The 18,668-nt window shown below is 38.7% G+C and carries 15 protein-coding genes; 4 read left to right on the top strand and 11 right to left on the bottom strand.

Going from position 1 to position 18,668, the window contains the following annotated elements; all coding sequences use genetic code 11:
• Positions 1-107: 107 nt before the first annotated feature.
• Positions 108-1,493 (bottom strand): cysteine--tRNA ligase, encoded by a 1,386-nt coding sequence (gene cysS, locus HII17_RS06820; protein WP_169074594.1) that lies wholly within the window; start codon positions 1,491-1,493, stop codon positions 108-110.
• Between the two features lie 165 nt (positions 1,494-1,658).
• On the opposite strand from cysS, the gene HII17_RS06815 reads away from it, so the two are divergent.
• Both HII17_RS06815 and HII17_RS06810 read left to right on the top strand, forming a co-directional pair.
• Positions 1,659-2,150, top strand: coding sequence for a peptidylprolyl isomerase (locus HII17_RS06815; RefSeq protein WP_169074593.1), 492 nt, complete (start codon positions 1,659-1,661; stop codon positions 2,148-2,150).
• Between the two features lie 9 nt (positions 2,151-2,159).
• Positions 2,160-2,909, top strand: a complete 750-nt coding sequence (locus tag HII17_RS06810) for a UDP-2,3-diacylglucosamine diphosphatase (protein ID WP_408033878.1) — start codon at positions 2,160-2,162, stop codon at positions 2,907-2,909.
• An 86-nt stretch (positions 2,910-2,995) separates the two neighbouring features.
• Here HII17_RS06810 and HII17_RS06805 read toward each other — a convergent pair whose 3' ends face one another.
• The 3 genes from HII17_RS06805 to HII17_RS06795 all read right to left on the bottom strand — a co-directional run bounded on the left by HII17_RS06805 (position 2,996) and on the right by HII17_RS06795 (position 9,153).
• Positions 2,996-4,873 carry a DUF885 domain-containing protein gene (locus HII17_RS06805; protein WP_169074591.1) on the bottom strand — a complete coding sequence of 626 codons (1,878 nt, stop codon included), beginning with the start codon at positions 4,871-4,873 and terminating at the stop codon, positions 2,996-2,998.
• A gap of 103 nt (positions 4,874-4,976) precedes the next feature.
• Positions 4,977-5,735: a tRNA isopentenyl-2-thiomethyl-A-37 hydroxylase MiaE gene (gene miaE / locus HII17_RS06800; RefSeq protein ID WP_169074590.1), complete on the bottom strand. Its 759-nt coding sequence runs from the start codon at positions 5,733-5,735 to the stop codon at positions 4,977-4,979.
• An 82-nt stretch (positions 5,736-5,817) separates the two neighbouring features.
• Positions 5,818-9,153 carry a hypothetical protein gene (locus HII17_RS06795; protein WP_169074589.1) on the bottom strand — a complete coding sequence of 1,112 codons (3,336 nt, stop codon included), beginning with the start codon at positions 9,151-9,153 and terminating at the stop codon, positions 5,818-5,820.
• A gap of 394 nt (positions 9,154-9,547) precedes the next feature.
• Here HII17_RS06795 and HII17_RS06790 point away from each other — a divergent pair, with 394 nt between their 5' ends.
• Positions 9,548-9,823 carry a hypothetical protein gene (locus tag HII17_RS06790; RefSeq protein ID WP_169074588.1) on the top strand — a complete coding sequence of 92 codons (276 nt, stop codon included), beginning with the start codon at positions 9,548-9,550 and terminating at the stop codon, positions 9,821-9,823.
• A gap of 197 nt (positions 9,824-10,020) precedes the next feature.
• Positions 10,021-10,620 carry a Yip1 family protein gene (locus HII17_RS06785; protein WP_169074587.1) on the top strand — a complete coding sequence of 200 codons (600 nt, stop codon included), beginning with the start codon at positions 10,021-10,023 and terminating at the stop codon, positions 10,618-10,620.
• Positions 10,621-10,722: 102 nt separating this feature from the next.
• On the opposite strand, the gene purF is transcribed toward HII17_RS06785, so the two are convergent.
• The 7 genes from purF to HII17_RS06750 form a co-directional block, all read right to left on the bottom strand.
• On the bottom strand, positions 10,723-12,237 hold the full coding sequence (gene purF / locus HII17_RS06780) for an amidophosphoribosyltransferase (RefSeq protein WP_169074586.1): 1,515 nt from the start codon (positions 12,235-12,237) through the stop codon (positions 10,723-10,725).
• 24 nt (positions 12,238-12,261) lie between these two features.
• Positions 12,262-12,744 carry a CvpA family protein gene (locus HII17_RS06775; protein WP_169074585.1) on the bottom strand — a complete coding sequence of 161 codons (483 nt, stop codon included), beginning with the start codon at positions 12,742-12,744 and terminating at the stop codon, positions 12,262-12,264.
• Between the two features lie 71 nt (positions 12,745-12,815).
• Positions 12,816-13,457 (bottom strand): SPOR domain-containing protein, encoded by a 642-nt coding sequence (locus HII17_RS06770; protein WP_169074584.1) that lies wholly within the window; start codon positions 13,455-13,457, stop codon positions 12,816-12,818.
• Between the two features lie 24 nt (positions 13,458-13,481).
• A complete protein-coding gene (gene folC / locus HII17_RS06765; protein ID WP_169074583.1) occupies positions 13,482-14,747 on the bottom strand; it encodes a bifunctional tetrahydrofolate synthase/dihydrofolate synthase in 1,266 nt (421 codons plus the stop codon).
• A 29-nt stretch (positions 14,748-14,776) separates the two neighbouring features.
• Positions 14,777-15,646: an acetyl-CoA carboxylase, carboxyltransferase subunit beta gene (accD, locus tag HII17_RS06760; RefSeq protein WP_169074582.1), complete on the bottom strand. Its 870-nt coding sequence runs from the start codon at positions 15,644-15,646 to the stop codon at positions 14,777-14,779.
• 161 nt (positions 15,647-15,807) lie between these two features.
• The gene (truA, locus tag HII17_RS06755; RefSeq protein ID WP_169074581.1) at positions 15,808-16,593 is read right to left on the bottom strand and encodes a tRNA pseudouridine(38-40) synthase TruA; all 786 of its coding nucleotides are present in this window, start codon (positions 16,591-16,593) and stop codon (positions 15,808-15,810) included.
• A gap of 128 nt (positions 16,594-16,721) precedes the next feature.
• The coding region (locus HII17_RS06750) for a FimV/HubP family polar landmark protein (protein WP_169074580.1) at positions 16,722-18,668 on the bottom strand (1,947 nt) is incomplete at its 5' end.

The following is an 18,668-nucleotide window of genomic DNA, read 5'->3' as shown; positions in this document are numbered from 1 at the left end:
AAGAATAAGGGAAATAAACTATTAGATGGAAAAAGCCAGCATACTTCAATAAGTTGCTGGCTTTATAAACGTGTCAATTTGAATAAATGACGTCAGAACAAAATAACTTACGATTTACGCCAAGTTGTTTTGCCTGCACTATCTTCAAGTACAACATTCAATGCTTTTAATTTGTCACGAGCATCGTCAGCAAGAGCCCAATTTTTATCGGCACGAGCTTGATTACGCTGAGCAATTAACGCTTCTATTTCAGCAACTTCGTCGTCATCACCGCCGCCTTGTAAAAACTCGGCAGGACTCAACTGTAGCAGTCCCAACAAACCGCCTAATGCTTTTAATGTACCAGCTAATATCGGCGCAGAGGTGTCGTTGTTTTGTTTAGCAACATTTAATTGTTTAGCTAATTCAAATAATACCGCTATTGCCTCAGGCGTATTAAAGTCATCATCCATCGCCTGACAAAACTCTACCACTTGCGAGTTAGTCTTATCTAAAACGAAATCTGTTGGTACTTGAACATCACGTAACGCGGTATAAATGCGCTCCACTGATGCTCTTGCTTGATCTAAATTCTCAGTCGAATAATTTAACTGGCTACGATACTGACCAGAGGTTAAGAAAAAGCGTGTTGTTTCTGCATCATACTTTTCTAAAACTTCTCTGATGGTAAAAAAGTTGCCTAACGATTTAGACATTTTTTCCTGATCCACTTGCACCATACCCGAGTGAATCCAATAATTTACATAAGGCGTATCTAGTGCACAGCAACTTTGAGCTACTTCGTTTTCATGATGAGGAAACGTTAAATCTGAACCTCCACCATGAATATCGAAATGCTTACCTAGCTCTTTCGCATTCATAGCAGAACACTCAATATGCCACCCCGGGCGGCCATTGCCCCACGGCGACTCCCAATAAGGTTCACCTGGTTTGGCACTTTTCCATAAGGCAAAATCCATTGGACTCTTTTTAGTGTCATCGACTTCGACACGCGAACCCGCCTGTAGCTGCTCTAAGTTCTGGCCACTGAGTTTGCCGTAATCGTTGAAGCTAGATACATCAAACCACACATCACCATTTCCAGTGACGTAGGCATGATTCTTTGCTACCAATGTTTCAATCATCTCAATGATTTCATTCATGTGAGTGGTTACACGTGGTTCGATATTAGGACGCAATAAATTTAACGCATCAAAATCTCTATACATTTCTGCGACATTGCGTTCGACTAAATCTTCCGGTGACTCGCCATTTTCATTTGCACGATTGATGATTTTATCTTCTACATCTGTAATATTACGCACGTAATTAACGTCGTAGCCGGAAAACCTAAGGTATCGGGTAATATTATCAAAGCTAATGTAGGTTCTTGCATGGCCGATATGACATAAGTCATAAACAGTTACACCGCAAACATACAAACCAACTTTCCCTTGTACAATTGGTTTAAACACTTCTTTTTGTCGAGTTAAGGTGTTGTATATTTGCAACATTTCTAAATTTTTCCTTGATATATAAACTAACAATACAGCGTTGAATGCTGGCCGCGTATTGTAACGCATCAAAAGTGATGATTCACCAGTCAATCTAAGAGAAAACGAGAAAAATCCAATTATTTGATATACAATTCCGCCATCGTTATTGATTAGGAATGAAAAATGATCACATTCAAAACCAATTTAGGTGATATCAAAATTAAATTAGACTTTGATAACGCCCCTGTTACAGCCAAAAACTTTCAACAATATGCTGAAAATAGCTTCTATGATGGCACAATTTTTCACCGTGTAATTAAAGGCTTTATGGCTCAAGGTGGCGGATTTGCTTCTGGCATGGAAGAAAAAACAACTCGTGAACCAATAAAAAATGAAGCGAATAATGGCTTAAGCAATAAGCGTGGTACGCTTGCAATGGCCCGTACACAAGATCCACACTCAGCATCAGCTCAGTTTTTTATCAACTTAGTAGATAATGACTTCCTCGATTTCAAAAACGAATCAACGCAAGGCTGGGGTTACTGTGTATTTGCTGAAGTCGTTGAAGGTATGGACATTGTAGACAAAATGACAGTGGTTGAAACTGGTCGCTTTGGTTTCCATGACGATGTGCCAAAAGAAGAAATCGTTATTGAATCAACGATTGTTGAATAACCTTTATTAATGACATCGAAGTCCAACACAATGCCAATTAGTTACTTTATTGCTGATTTGCATTTAGCGCAAAACAGGCCAGATATTACGGCCTGTTTTTTATCGTTTTTAACAAATGACGCACCTCAAGCAGACAAACTCTACATTTTAGGTGATCTTTTTGAATACTGGCTTGGCGATGATGATGATAGTTTATTTGTTACCACTATCGCAGACGCTTTAAAGCAGTTAAGTAGCACCACAGAAATTTACTTCATTCAGGGTAATCGAGATTTCTTGCTCGGTAAGAGGTATGCAGCTAAGTGCGGTATGACACTATTAGGCGATGTAGAGAAAATATCTCTATATGATTATGAACTAATCATACTGCATGGCGATACGCTCTGTACTGATGATATTGACTACCAAAAATTTCGAAAGAAATCTCGCAGTTGGTGGTGGCAAGGTATTATTAAAAACCTCCCCTTGTCTCTTCGAAAAAAAATTGCTGAAAATTACCGAAAGCAAAGTGCTGAATCAACAGCAATGAAGTCGCTTGAAATCATGGATGTTAACCAAGGAGCTGTAGAAAAAGCCTTAGCAGTATACGACTGTGACTTGATGATTCATGGTCACACTCACAGACCTGCGATTCACCAAATTTCAATGAGTGATAAAAGTGCGACACGGGTAGTTTTAGGAGACTGGTACGAACAAGGAGCATGGCTCAAATTTACCCCTGAAGGTTATCAATTACTTAGTCAACCGTTTGAAGGCTAGTCTTCATCAAAAACTCCTATAAAAATTTCTCATAAAAAAAGCCTGAATAATTCAGGCTTTTTTATTTTGCGAATAAAAAGGGATGATTACCCTTTCAACTTCACTTTATTAACCCAGCCTTTTACGCGCTTTTCAAGCAATGGCAATGGCATAGCGCCACCACCAAGTATCGTATCGTGGAAGCCTCTAATATCAAATTTTTCGCCTAGCTCTTCTTTAGCGTTAGCTCGAATTTCAAGTATTTTTAACATGCCAATTTTATAAGCTGTTGCTTGACCAGGCCATACAATGTAACGGCGAACTTCCGAACGAATTGCATCTTCAGCAACAGGTGCCTTAGATTTAAAATATTCAAATGCTTGCTCTTCTGTCCAACCTTTTGCATGTAATCCAGTATCGACAACTAGACGTACAGCGCGCCAAATTTCATTAACTAAACGACCAAAATCAGAGAAGTCATTTTGATATCCTCCCATTTCTTTAGCAAGTAACTCTGAGTATAAGCCCCAACCTTCACTATATGCAGTAAAGCCAGCTTGTGTTCTAAATTGAGGGACAGAGGTAAGTTCTTGTGCTATTGAAATCTGCATATGATGGCCTGGGTTGCCTTCATGATAGGCAATACCTTCCATTTCATTTTTCGGCATTGAGCTCATATCAGATAAATGTGCGTAGTAAACACCAGGTCTAGAGCCATCTGGCGTTCCTGGGAAGTAATGCTGAGCAGCGCCGTCTTGTTCTCTAAATGGTTCTACTCGTTTCACGACTAATGGTGCTTTTGGCAAAATACCAAAGTACTCTGGCAGCTTTTCATTAATCACATCAAGGAAGGCTTCAGTATCAGTAATATAACCCTGACGACCATCATCATTGTTTGGATAGAAAAACTGCTCATCTGTTTTGATAAATTTAAAGAACTCTTGTAGATCTCCTTCAAAACCCACTTTTTCCTTAATCGCAATCATTTCTTCAGTAATACGAGCAACTTCACTTAGTCCAATTTCATGGATCTGTTCAGCAGTTAATGCCGTAGTCGTTGATTGCTTAAGTCGCATATTGTAATAAGTAACACCGTTAGGCTGCTTAGCTACACCTGTCGCTACTTCATCAGCGTTTACCATATCTTGCTCAAACCAAGAAACGAGACTTTGATAAGCAGGTAAATATGTTTCTTTAAGTGCTTTTTCTGTTTCTGCTAATAATGCGGTAGCTGCTGCTTCATCAATTTTTCCCGCTTCTTTTAATGCTGCTACTTTCTTTTTAGCATCCGCCCACAGTGGCGCATCCTTCTCACTGTCATCGAAAGGCTGACCAGTAATGACGTTTTGTGCCTGTTCAATAACACCTTGATAAGCGAATTTAGGTGGTCTTACACCATATTCAGCATTTTCCTTTGCTTGCACTAACAAATTGGATAAAGCGGTTGCTAAACCACCAATACGCTTGTTGTATGCCGACATATCCGTTGCCTCGTCCACTTTATGAAAATTAATCATAAATTGAGTTAGAAATGCCTGCATGCCGTTCATTTGAGTGAAAACATAGCCGTTATTTGGAAACGAAAATGCTTCCTTTGCTTCCTCAAATTGATATATCCATAAGTCATATGAAGATTTAGCTTCTTCATCTAATTTTTTATAATCAAATTTACTCTTTAACTCTTCAACAGAAGCCGCTTGCCAATCCAAATTCTGCTTTTCTTCTTCACGATTCATTAAGTTAAATTCATCGTATTTATCTTTACGACCAAGAAAAGTAAGCATTAACGGGCTAGTTTGAAGTTGCTCTTCATATTTAACATCAAACCATTGATTCAGCTTTTCAGATTCTGTCATAACAGATTGTTCTATCGCTGGGCTTGCTGCTTGAGCATTAGGTGCTTGAGAATTTTCAGCTTGATTATTACTTGGTTGGCAAGCAGATAATGCTGCTACAGCACACGCAATTGAAATTAGGGAACGCATTTGACTTCCTATGTTCATTATTATTAGCAGTCGATAATAACGAACTTATTTGAAGCCGTGCAAGGAATATAACTACGTAGAGCTACGTAGTTATATGAATAAATTAGCCTGGTAGGCCTGAATGGAATTTAAAGTCACTATCCGGAGATGAAATTAACTCGGCCTCAAGTTTACCAAAAAACGTAACGCGATCATCGATACTTTGACCTGCTACTTGCTCTGCTAACGCCAAGTAATCTTGATAATGTCGGGCTTCACTGCGCAATAATGATAAGTAAAAGTCATGAAGTTCTTGATCTAAATATGGCGCTAGTTTTGCGAATCGTTCACATGATCGCGCTTCGATATAAGCACCAATAATCAGCTTATCTACTAAGGTATTAGGTTCATAACTTGTTACATTTCTTATCATGCCTTTAGCATATCGGCTTGGTGTAATTGAGCGATATTCAATGCCACGTCTGTCCATTATTTCTAATACTTGATAAAAGTGATGTAATTCTTCCTTAATTAATAACACCATTTTGTCGATTAGATCTTGCCCATACGCCGATTGCGCCTTTGGCAAAATATTTTTGGATAGCTTGTTCTTATCAGCAAGTTCCGCTAATGAACCATTTTTTCGATAAATAAACTCTTCATATGGCGCAAGCCACGCTAAAAGCGCATCGCCACTTTCTTTATCAACAGCATACTTTCGGATCAAGTACATAGCGGTTTGCGCCGCTTTAAGCTCACAGATCATATGGTCAATTAGCAAAATTTCCAACTGCTCTGGTTGTTTTGCTTTATCTATCCAAGCTTGTGGTGTATCGCATTGTAGAAAGCTTTTAATCGGTGCTAAAAGTTGTTCTGTAGACATTAATTAAAATTCTTCATTAGAAAATCAAAAAATTTTAACATATAAGTCTACAGCCATCATCAAATTCACACTCCTTAAACCTCTAATCGACATAAAGTACCGAAGTAGGGTTATTCCATGAGCTTGCCTCTCCGTTGGTCCATTTTTTGGTCTTCCAAGTATATGTGCCAGAGGTTAATTCCGATTCGTCACTATTCATCAACGACAATAATTTGCTGACCAAAATCTTACATCCAGTTTGATAATCGCAAGCTAGTTGATCAGAGTTAAGTTTTAAATTGACCATTAGCTCATAACTTCCTGTATATCGATAAAATAAAATGGAGTATGCATTTGCATAAGGATCATATTGCCAATTAAGTTTAGGGTCAGATCCAACATGCTCGCCGTGTTTAGGATAAATTTGCCCTGTAGGTAAACTTAGAGTATGCCCCTTTCTATCTGGCTCTAAAACACTAAATACTTGTGTTGTTGACCAACTTCCCCATCCACTATTAGCTCTTCGCTTCAATTTCCAAGTATAAGTACCGTCTGTTAAAAGGTTTTTAGCTCTATGAGAGCAAATTCCACTTTGATTACATTGAGTCAATTTTATATTGTCGTAAGAAAGCAATTCTGACCACGCAGCATCATTAACTCCACCATCAGGATGAAAGCGATACAATAAAAATTGGTACTCTAGGTCATTTTCAACATTTCTCCACGTAAATTCAGGATATGCATTTCCGGTATAATTATTTGGCGACAATGGAGCCTCCAATAAGTCCCTACATACAGGATCAGGTGAAGATATTGAATTTAAAGGGCCTAATTTACAGCGTTCAATATAGCTCGGCTCAATAGCACAAAACCCAGCACTACATTGACTATCTTTAGTACAATTAGAACCGCTATCAGAACAGCTTCCCACCAATTTAATATCGGCGTTATTGTAATCAAAACCAATATCATTGAATATCGAAGTAGCCTTTAGGATTACAGGATTTCCTGAAATTTCTTCAGACGAGTATTGTAGACATTCATACAATGAATTTTCATTTATACCCGCTTGATTTACTTTTTGATTATTTACACATTCATTAATACGTACATTCTGAAATACAATAGGTTTTGATTGTTGGCTTGATGTTATTTTACATGCTAAGTTTTTCACTTCTGAATCAGTGACATGCGTTGTTACTGATGTAATCCCTGCACCAGCGCTGATATTATTTGATGAAACACAGAGTTCATTATCACCATTATAAACATAGCCTAATTGTTCATCTGATTTAAAGCCACCAAAACTCAATAACCTATATGAGTCAGTATCACGCCACTTAATCAACTCCACCACGTTATTAACAATAGAATTACCTTTACCTTGGTATGCTGCACCTCTTTTTTCAGTACTGCAATCGATTTTATCTCCATTAGCCGATAGACAACTCTTTCTATTTCCACCAACATGTATAAAACCGCGGCTTCTACTTCCCTCTTCTCCGATTGTAACATCCATCATTAAGTTATGAGCGACTAGACAACCGTCGCAACTAGGAACGTGTAGGATATTGTTTCCAGAAACACTAATCATTACATTGTTCATTGCTAATGCATCAGACGCTGATCCTTTTTCTGAGGGGGCGCCACCTAAGCTAATAATGCCGGTAATACTATGGTGAATGTTAAAAAATAGATTTTCTTCGATACTATTTCCAGTTGAATGATTTTTCGTCAATACACCTGAAGGCATTTGAGAAGCACCATGGGTTATAATACTGCTATGAATAGTATTTCCAAATACTTTCCAATAATCTCCTCCAGTAATATCAATAGCATCTTCACCAAAATATCGAATTTCATTGTGAAGTAAATTCACATTTTCGGCATTAAAATAATAGAAATCATTGCAGTTATCGGGGATAGTCTTTGCAGTACCATTTTCTTCGACTTTAAATGTAGGGACAACTTCATTACAGTACTTGCTGAATGTACCGCTAGTTTGAGTTACGCACTCATTACCAACACAATACTCGTCCGACTGACTGTCTCTTGCTGCCAACATTGCCGCCTTACCTTGCTCTAAAGGAAGATCCCAGTAGAAATAGTCAGGCTCCAAGCTAAATGTATCCAAGGTACTTCCTGTACAACTAGGTGGTGAAATCAAATCCCCTACTAGTAAGCTACCTCCAGAAATACCTTTACAATAATTAATTAAGTCTTGTAATTCGGCGGCTGGCTCACCTAAGACAGGAGAAACCTCGGCTCTTGAACAATGATTTGGTCTTCTATGATCCCAAGCTTCGTTGCCAATCGCTTTCACTGCATCTTTATAACTGCCCTGAATTTTAGAATAAAATAAATCGATATGATCAGTTTCTATCGTTAAACCATAATTCGCTGCATCAATTGTTAATCCTTCAAACCGAATATGATCAGCCTCATCGTCAGTATAGCTAACATCCGCAGAATCTAGGCCTTGTCGAGACAAAATTTCTTCTAGATCGCCGCAAATATCCCCCGTAGATTGTAAATGAACAGTATGTCCAACACCGGTGGTTTGTAAGCTCAAGTCACTGCAATGCTGGACATTTTCAGTTTTATTTACTCGAACAACTGTAGAGCCACCTTCGCTTGAATTCAAAGCAGGACAATTGGAACTTCCTTTTATAATGCCTTCATTCCAAACTTGAACGAAATATCCTTGATCATTTTTCCTGGTTTTTGGCAACCATGACAAATCTTTTAAATAATTTAGCGCATCAGCGTTTGTTCTTGTGCCACATTGTTCACTAAATAATTTCATGAAAGGTTTGTCGTTTCCCAAAGATTTTATATTTGTCGAAATACCATTAAACGTCGTTGAGTCGTTAACTAAACCATTATGTTCACATATTAAATAATCTTCACCCGCATCAAGCTGTGCCCAACCACTAACGCTTGTAAAAGGAGTTATTACAACTTCCTCTTGTGGTATAGATGGCTTTGATGGATCAAAAGTAGCGTTACGAAACACTATAGGAGCGACTTCAGTTCCTTCGGAATTAAAATCATGTAAACCATGAGTACCTCCTGGCGTTAAATATTTTCCTGGAGCGATTAATACCAAGCTTCCTGCAGTTGCATAGGAAGCAGCTTGCGCGACTGTACACCAAGGGGAGTCCAAAGTACCTACACCTAAGTCTTGACATTGCCCTGTTGCAGTTAATTGTTTTCGGCTTTGAATGTCTGCGCAACTAACCTGTATATTATTAACGGAAACTTGACAGTGTTCAGCTGTTGCATCAAGGTATAAACATTGATTTACCTTCGTACAATCACCATTCTCATCGCACACATCAGAAGTACAAATATTATCAGGAAAATTAAATCCTTTAGCGCCTACAATTAAAGGCTGTACTACTAAACCTGCTACAAATACAAAAACCAATCTCAACATTCAAGTACACCTGTTATTTTTATTATAAGTGCGATATTTAGCATAAAATATGCTTAAAAATCAGCTCAATAAACCTTTGATGAATATCGTTTACCAATTTAGCTAAAATTGTTAAGTTATGGAAGTACTTACATATTGTTTTATTAGAAAATTCCATATAGACAAAAACTTATGTACATACAACATAATGTGAATAAAGTTGGTAAATCAGGGTAGTAATTAACAATACAAACATAAGATTTTTCGTTTCATCATATAAACGCGGAGCTACCACATAAAGAAGATAAGTATGTTTTATACAATAATTACCTTAAAATAAGATGAATATTTGCTAAGTTTCCACCTAAGCTTCGCCCTTATGTAAAACCGAATATTAAAAAGAATATACATATAAATGAAAACTGACGTAGATAAACTATTAAAGAGTCACAAAAATCTAACTCATTCAATCGAAGTAAAAGTTGTTTCACATGTTCAGCGTGAAGATGGAGAATGGATTATTAACACCTTAATGTTGGAAGATGTTAGTGCGCCATTTAAATATAAACGCAAAAAACGCTACCAAAACTTAAAAGGCCAACGAGTAAACCTAACTTATTATCCAACGACAGAAAATGTCGCGGGTTTTGACATTGAAGTGATGAATGTTGTCAGAGTAAAAGTCGCCTGATCGTACACTTTTTGACCGTATATTTAGAATTATCCGATCTTTTTCGCTTAATTTTCATTCTATTCTTGACGAATGCTTAACCATATTACATAAATAAATAGTCGGCATTAAAAAAATATATAACCGACGTTAAGCAGTACGGCGAACAAAAATAACAATACCGTACCATTAATCGGGGACAGCGAGAGGATAATACTATGATCCTAAATCATATCTGGGGTTTGTATGCCCACCCACGAGAAGAGTGGCAAACAATAGAGAAACGTCATGAGAGCTTGATGTACAGCTTAGCTCATATACTGATAGTGGCATTAATACCTTCAATATGCGGTTATTACGCTGCTGCACATGTCGGTTGGTCAATCGGCGCAGGCGATCCGATAAAGTTAACACAAAATAGCGCCATGATTATGTCTATCGGCATGTATGCATCAATGATAGCTGGCGTGTTTGCATTGGCGTATTTAATACATTGGATGGCAAAAACATTTGATTCATCACCTAACTTTACTCAATCATTGGAACTAGCAGCTTATACTGCAACACCTTTATTAATGGTGGGCATTACGGCACTATTCCCTGTGCTATGGTTTGTCGTTTCAGCAGGCTTAGCAGCTATTGCTTATTCGGTATACCTGCTTTATTCAGGGGTTCCTATTATGATGAATATTCCTGAAGAAAAGGGGTTTATTTATGCAAGTTCAGTAGTTACTTGCGGCTTAGTACTTCTTGTAAGCATTATGGCAGCTACGGCTATTCTTTGGAGCTTAGGCTTAGGTCCTGAATATATTTCTTAATATCTTTTATTAGAAATAAACAAATACATAGGCAAACATTTAAAACAAAAAAAGCACCTTAAGGTGCTTTTTTATGCCTGATACTAACTCTTTAACTAAGAGTTATGCCCCTTCATTGTGAAGGTCAATAATCGAATCTGCATTCTTATCAGTTTGCTCTTTAGATTCATTGTTACGAGCCGCATCAAGTTCTTCTAAATAACCTTGATCAATGTCGTTGGTAATATAAACACCGTCAAATACTGATGTTTCAAAACGCTTGATTTCAGGGTTTGATATACGCACTGCCGCCACTAAATCTTCAATATCTTGGAAGATCAGTTCATCAGCACCGATAATTTCACAAATATCTTCAACCTCACGACCATGAGCAATTAGCTCGTTTGCACTTGGCATGTCGATACCGTAAACATTAGGGAAACGAATTTCTGGCGCTGCAGATGCAAAGTAAACTTTCTTTGCCCCAGCAGCACGCGCCATTTCAATAATTTGCTCAGACGTTGTACCGCGAACAACAGAGTCATCAACAAGTAGAACATTCTTACCTTTGAACTCTGCACCAATCGCATTTAGTTTACGACGAACAGACTTTTTACGCATTTCCTGTCCGGGCATAATAAATGTGCGGCCAATATAACGGTTTTTAACAAAACCTTGGCGATATGGAATATCTAATTGATGAGCAATTTGTAATGCGATATCACAAGATGTTTCAGGAATAGGAATCACCACATCAATATCTAAGTCATCCCATTCTTTGGCAATTTTTTCACCAAGCTTTTTACCCATTTCAACACGCGAGCCGTATACCGACATTTTATCTATCGTTGAATCCGGACGAGCAAAATATACAAATTCAAATATACAAGGGCTATAACTTGGCGCTTCTGCACATTGCTGACTATGGATTTTACCATCTTCTGTAAAATAAATAGCTTCTCCAGGCGCTACATCACGCACAAACTCAAAGTCACAAGCATCTAAAGCTACTGACTCTGATGCCACCATATATTCAGCACCTTTATCAGTTTCTCGTTTACCAAATACTAGCGGGCGAATACCGTTAGGGTCACGAAACGCTACCATACCGTGGCCAATAATCATGGCAACCGTAGCATAACCACCACGTACGCGCTTATGTACGTTAGCAATAGATGTAAACACATCGTCGGGTGTTAAATTTAAATGCTCAGTTTGCGCCAGCTCATGACCTAAAATATTAAGTAATAATTCAGAATCTGAAGTCGTATTTACATGACGACGAGCAGATTCAAATAGCCATTGCTTTAATTCGGCATAATTGGTTAAGTTACCGTTATGCGCTAAAGCAAGACCAAAAGGTGAGTTAGCATAGAATGGCTGTGCTTCTGATGAACTTGATGTTCCTGCAGTCGGGTAGCGAATATGACCTATCCCAATGTTGCCTTGCAATCTAAGCATATGACGCGTGTGAAACACATCTTTAACTAGACCATTAGCCTTACGTAATCGAAACGTATTGTCATTTATGGTTACGATACCAGCTGCGTCTTGACCACGATGCTGTAGAACCGTTAAACCATCATATATAGACTGAGCGACAGATGTATTACCTACAATGCCAACAATACCACACATAAACCTATTCCCCGCCGAATGTGCTTAAGTTAAAAAGCTTGAAGTTTGCTTAAGGTACTCAAAAAACCACTCTATCACTAACTTAAACTCTGGGATCAAAGTAGAGCCTTGCCACCAGTGCGTTGAAGCACTCGCGGTAAATGCGTCCATAAAGAACAGCAAGGCACTTACAATTAACACACCTCTTAACGCACCAAATGCCAAACCTAAAACGCGATCAGTGCCGGACAGTCCGGTTTTCTGAACAAGTTGGCCAATAACATAATTAACCAGAGCGCCAAGAATTAACGTAGTGATAAAAAGGATAGCAATTGCTGCGGCATTTCGCAGGAAATGATCAGAGATATTAGTAAGCAGAGCAGCCAAATTTGGATAAAATGAGCTCGCGATAAAAAAGGCACCGATCCAGACAACTAGAGACACTGCTTCTTTAACAAAACCACGAACTAAACTAATTAAGGTTGATATGCCGATCACTGTTAAAATGGCATAATCTATCCAAACCATATACTGAGTATTCTCAAGAAATTAGTGGCGCGCATTCTAACAGAAGCTAGAGCGCTATCCTAGATTTTTTATTATTTTGTTACTTTAAAACGAGCAATTCTACCTTGTACTTTTGTTAGTGCTTTCAATTCACTAAGTTTTTTCTCAAGATCAGATTTATGTAAATTAGGGCCGACAATTACTTTAGTTAACGCACCCTTCTTCGTTTTAATTGGCTGAGTAAAAGCTGTATATCCACCTTTTTTTAATTTACGCATCAATTCATCAACATTCTTTTGATGCTTAAAACTCCCCAGATGAATAACCCAAGCATACTTGTCTTTACTAACAGCAGGCTGGGTTTTATTAACCTTTGTGCTATCAACTTTTTGCGCTGCAGGTTTAGCTGCTGGTTCTTTAGTAACGTTTTCAGTTTCTTGTGGGGTAGCTTTAGCTAATGCATTAGCATCTTTTTCTTTATCAGCGTTTTGAGCCACAAGTAGATCATCAGCGGCAGTTTCATCACTTAAGGTTTGCTGTGGAATTTCTTTAAGCTTTTCAGTAGGGAATTTTTTGTGCTCTTTACTACCTTCAAACGCTGGCGCTTGAGGAATTGCTTCAAAGTCTGCCTGATAACTTTCTTTTTCGCCGTCTAAAATATCAGGTAAAAAAATAACGACAGCGGCGGCAACTATAATAGTACCTACTAAACGATTCTGGAACGGTGTAGACAAGCGAAATTCCCTCGCAATTACTGGTTAATCTGACAACAGTATTGGCCTAATTTCAGCAACGGTAAAAAAAGAACCAAAAACCAACACTAGCTCATCGGAGCATGCATTATTTTTTGCCATTGTATAGGCCTGTTTAACATTGTCAAAACAATTACTATTAACTTTAGCAAGTTGGCTTATTTCTTCCGATGTTGCTGCGCGCTCTGTAGGTAAAGATGCAAAGTACCAGTAATCAACCGTCTCGCTAATTGTACTTAACGTAGCGGTTATATCTTTATCTTTTAGCATACCAACAACGGCATGCACTTTAGAGTAGTTAAGACGCTTTAGTACGCCCGCTAGATAATTAACAGCATGAGGATTGTGGCCAACATCTAACATAACATCACACTTATCGTGAAATAACTCAGTTCGACCAGGCACTTTGGTTTCAGATATTACCGAATTTAGCTGTGATTGAGTTAACTCAAAACCCAAGTTCGATATGACCGCTATAGCGGTTGCAACATTATCTTTAGGTATAAACGGAGTAACTAGCCCATTCAGTTTAATATCGCCTGACTGCCAGTTCCATAGTTGACTATTTTCGTCGTCCACTACTTTAAAATCGTATTCACGTTGAATAACCCGAGCACCAATATTTTCGGCATGATTAAGTACTGTAGTTGGTGTATCTTTCTCACCAATGACCGCGGGAATACCAGAACGAAAAATTCCAGCTTTCTCATAACCAATAGCTTCTCGTGTGTTACCTAGAAATGCTTGATGATCTAGCGCGACACTAGTGAGTACCGCAATATCAGGGTTGATAATATTGGTTGCATCTAACCTCCCCCCTAAACCAACTTCTAAAATGATATATTCAGGAGATAGTTCAGCTAAAATGACAAATGCAGCTAATGTAGTAAATTCATAATAAGTTAAAGATGTTGATTGGCGAGCCCTTTCAACTTTTGATAAGGCCGCTATCCAATATTTGTCTTCAACCTCGACTCGATTTGTTCTTAAACGTTCATTAAAGCGTTCTATGTGAGGGGAAGAGTATACTGAAACTGTTTTATTTCGACTAAGTAAGTAATTTTCAATAAACGCACAAGTCGTGCCTTTACCATTAGTACCTGCAACCGTAAGAACTTTGGCAAAGTCTAATGAAATCGACATTGACTTAGCTACTCGATTAATCCTATCTAACCCCAAGTCTATTTCTTGAGTATGTATAGTTTCTAAATAACAAAGCCATTGTGATAATGACCAATCATCACAATGGCTTTCTAAAGGTAGTTTACTCATTTAAGTAATTGTTAAACCTTCTTTTAATATTAGTTTGAGTTAGCCGCTTCTAAGCTAGGTACAGCCATAAACTTAGACAACAAACGAGATAAAGTAGCACGCATTTCACGACGATCAACAATAAGGTCAATAGCGCCTTTCTCTAACAAGAATTCACTGCGCTGAAATCCTTCAGGTAGCTTCTCTCTTACTGTTTGTTCTATAACGCGAGGACCGGCAAAGCCGATTAATGCTTTTGGCTCTGCCACATTAATATCACCTAACATAGCTAAACTCGCAGAAACACCACCCATTGTAGGATCGGTTAACACTGAAATATATGGTAAGCCTTTTTCACTCATTTTCGCTAAAGCCGCACTGGTTTTAGCCATTTGCATTAGTGAGAACAAAGCCTCTTGCATTCGAGCGCCGCCACTTGCAGAAAAACAAACAAACGGTAAGTTATGTTCTAAACAATGTTCCACAGCTTGAACGAATCGAGCACCTACTACCGATGCCATTGAACCGCCTAAAAAAGAAAATTCAAATGCAGCAGCCACAATTGGCATGCCGTTAAGTTCACCTTTCATTACAACTAACGCATCTTTTTCGCCTGTTACTTTTTGCGCTGACGAAATACGATCTTTATAACGTTTTGAGTCTTTAAATTTCAAAATATCTTGTGGCTCTAGATCACCACCAATTTCTAACCGTTCACCCTGATCTAAAAACATTTCGATGCGATTACGAGCAGAAACACGCATATGATGATCACATTTTGGACAAACATAAATTTGGCGCTCTACTTCCGCTTTGTATAGCATTGCGTTACATGAACCACATTTAGTCCATACACCTTCAGGGATATTACGTTTTTGTGTCCCTTTTGCTTTCGGGAGAATTTTTTCTATCCAGCTCATAAATATAAAATGCCTATTGCAAAAATCAGGAAGGTCAAGTGCTCAATTTTGCATCAACCTTCGCTAAATAACTAGTGAAAACAAATATAACGGCGAATTAAACCATAATTTACAGTACATGGGTTACAAAAAACTGGTCTGTGTTGTTATCTATTAGCAGCTTAATCAGGTAAAAATAGCGGACCCAATGGGCACTTAGGAATAGAAAATTGCTCAGGATAATCAACATCGACAAAATATAACCCAGCCGCTGGTGCCGTCATTCCTGCTACACAGCGATTTTTAGCGGCTAAAACTTCAGCAACCCAGTCAATTGTTTCAATTCCTCGGCCGACTCTCATTAGACTACCCGCTATGTTTCTAATCATATGATGTAAAAAGGCGTTTCCTTTAACATCTAACACTAAATAATCACCTGAACGAGTAACATTACAATGTGACAATGTTCTAATTGGAGAATGAGCTTGGCAATGCACTGTGCGAAATGAAGTAAAATCATTCTCTCCAACCAAAACCTGGGCGGCTTGGTGCATATCTTTCTCATTAAGAGGGTGTTGATAGAACGTCATACCACTATTTAGAATCGCAGGCCTTAAACGGGCGTTGTATATGACATAGCGATACCGCCTTGCTGTTGCACTAAACCTAGCATGAAAATCATCATTTACTTGCTTTACCCAACGAACAGCAATGTCCTTAGGGAGGTTAGTATTTACGCCTAACGTCCAAGCAACATCTTTACGTTGTTTGTCAGTATCAAAATGAATAATCTGGTTAGTTGCATTCACGCCTGTATCTGTGCGCCCAGCACAGACTACTTCTATTGGCTCATCTGCAATTTTCGACAAAGCTTTTTCAAGTGTTTCTTGGACACTTGGGGAATGATTTTGCTTTTGCCAACCACAGTAATTTTTACCGTCGTATTCAATTCCTAATGCGTAACGCATTTATACCTCCAGCGATTAAGGCGCGCATTATCCTAAATTTTTACATTGAATACCACAACGCTTTACCTGAGAACTGTAGGCATAAAAAAACGCCGCTATAAGCGACGTTTTTTAAAACACTACCTTTACTATAAATTGTCGAGTAATTGTTGCGCTTCAAATTGCTGTTGCGCATCACCCATTTGCACTACATCATTTAAAATAACTTCGGCATTTTCTTTGTCACCAATTTCTAAATAGACTTTAGCTAAATCTAATTTAGCAGCTACGCCATTGTCATCGTCATCAACATCGACGTCATTGCCATCTGATGTAAATTCAGGGAATTCGCCTAACCCGACATCGATATTCGCATGCTCATAAGGTTCTTCTTGATTTGGCGTATCTAAACTATCGGACAATAACGAATCAACTGAAACAAAGTCCTCTACCTGATCTTGCTCTTGCGTATTTTCAGGCGTAATTGATAACTCAGGTACCTCTAATACATCATCACCAATATCTAATTCATCAGTAAGGTCAAAACCCTCTTCATCACTTGATGTGCTTGATTCTTCTTCAATGTTAGCCAGTAGTTCATCAAAATCTAAACTATCAAGCTCTTGAATGTCATCTATTTCGTTTGCTTCTGCTACTTCTTTACGCTCTGATTCGCCTTCGGCAAGTAAGTCCGCTAAAACATTGCTATCGGTAAAATCAGGAGAGAGCTCTACCGCTGTCTCAGTTTCTTTTTCATCATTCAATAATTCAGATAATGTTGATTCGTCAAATTCACTATCAATACCGGCGAGAATATCTTCCGATACCTCGGTTTCTTCAGGTTCTTCAAATCCGCCTAAAATATCATCACCAATATCAAGTAACTCTTCTGACGCTCCTTCTTGAACATCATCAATCAAAGAATCAATATCAATTTCATCAGACAAGTCATTTTCGTCTATACCTGAAGACAGCATCTCGTCAATCTCTGGATGCCCCAGAGAGTTTTGTTCAGATTCTCCACGATCTTCGATTTGATCAATATCAATTTGTGCTTCGTCAATAATATCTTCTATTTCTTCTTCAGAGGCTTCTTCAATGTCTACTTCAATTGTATCAGTATCTTCTGATGCACTCTCTGATGCATTGTCTGGTGCCTCATTAGTAATGTCGCTAAAATCGGCAGAAAGAAATGGCGCTACGTAATCTTCGGTAAACGCTTCAATTTGCTCCTTATGCTCAGCTTCTTGAGTTTCATCATCACTGTTTTCAGCTTCAGATAATAATGCATCAATGTCTGCGGCGTCCGTAATTTCACTCGTTTCATCAAGCTCATCAGCTGCCGAAATTTCTCCTTCAACATCGCTGGTTTGACCGATATCGTCATCATCATTGACGCCAATGCTATCGAGCAATGCATCAATATCATCAGGATCTGTGATTTCCATATTGTCATCACTAGCGGCATCGTCTGGTTTAGTTTCTTCTGCTCCCCCTACACTAGCCAACAATGCATCAATATCATCCGGATCTGTAACATCGGCACCGTCTTCTATGGCATCAGCCGCACTTTCTGGCTCTGCACTCACACTATCTAATAAGGCATCAATATCGTCGGGGTCGGTGACATTCGTGCCATCTTCAATAGCATCAGCCGCACTGTCTACTTCTGGCTCTGCACCTACACTATCTAGTAAGGCATCAATATCATCTGGGTCAGTGACATCCGCGCCATCTTCAATAGCATCAGCCGCATTTTCTGACTCTGGTTCTGCACCTACACTATCTAATAAAGCATCAATATCGTCGGGGTCGGTGACATCCGCGCCATCTTCAATAGCATCAGCCGCACTGTCTACTTCTGGCACTGCACCTACACTATCTAGTAAGGCATCAATATCGTCGGGGTCAGTGACATCCGCGTCATCTTCAATAGCATCAACCGCACTGTCTAGTTCTGGCTCTGCTGCGCTGTCACCAGCACTAGCGAGTAATGCATCGATATCATCTGGGTCAGTGACATCCGCGCCATCTTCAATAGCATCAACCGCACTGTCTACTTCTGGCTCTGCTGCGCTGTCACCAGCACTAGCGAG

The sequence above is a fragment of the Thalassotalea algicola genome (genome assembly GCF_012932965.1).
Classification (GTDB): domain Bacteria; phylum Pseudomonadota; class Gammaproteobacteria; order Enterobacterales; family Alteromonadaceae; genus Thalassotalea_F; species Thalassotalea_F algicola.
This window is presented reverse-complemented; position numbering and strand designations above follow the sequence as displayed.